Here is a 705-nt window from a genome sequence, read left to right on the forward strand (position 1 = left end):
ACTTCGTATTGAATGGCTTCGCTTTCCTAGGGTGCCGTCTCAGCCTTGGTCTTCGACTGGCACTGCTCCCTCAGGAGTCTCGCCATTAATACTACGTATTAACATGTAATTTTACTTTGAAATACTTAAAAAAATAAAACACTTTGCCCAACTTACACTACCAATAGAAACTGCTGTTAGAATTCCTCAAAATGATATTTCGCGATATGTTAATGAAATTGTTAAAAAGATAGCTGATAGCGAATTCGATGAATTCAGACATCATCGTGGCGCAACATCCTATCATCTAAAAATGATGTTAAAAATCACCTCATATTCATATACTCAATCTGAATTTTCTGGCCGTAGAATAGAAAAATTACTTCATAACAGTATTCGAATGATGTGGTTAGCTCAAGATCAAACACCTTCTTATAAAACTATTAATCTTTTTAGAGTGAATCCTAATACTGATGCGTTAATTGAATCTTTATTTATTCAGTTTCATAATAAAATGCATATCAAAAAAGCTGATTTCTATCAAATAATTAATAGAAATCAGCTTTTTTCATTGCCTAAAAACTTAATGTCCCGACCTCTTTATCTACGCATAAATACTTATTACTGATATAACGAAAGAAACAAAATTATTTGCTATATGTAATGCAATTGTTGAACCTAGGTTTCTTCCAGATTTTAAATAAGTGAAAACTAATATGATGGATA

The 705-nt window shown here is 31.5% G+C and carries 2 pseudogenes; one reads left to right on the forward strand and one right to left on the reverse strand.

The features are described 5' to 3' along the window. Positions 1–133: 133 nt before the first annotated feature. Positions 134–493: pseudogene (locus tag IDG60_RS18485) on the forward strand (transposase); the annotation flags it as partial. A 90-nt stretch (positions 494–583) separates the two neighbouring features. On the opposite strand, the pseudogene IDG60_RS18490 reads toward IDG60_RS18485, so the two are convergent. Beyond that, positions 584–705 (reverse strand): annotated as a pseudogene (locus tag IDG60_RS18490) (CPBP family intramembrane glutamate endopeptidase); the annotation flags it as partial.

The organism is Staphylococcus sp. EG-SA-2 (genome assembly GCF_017152085.1).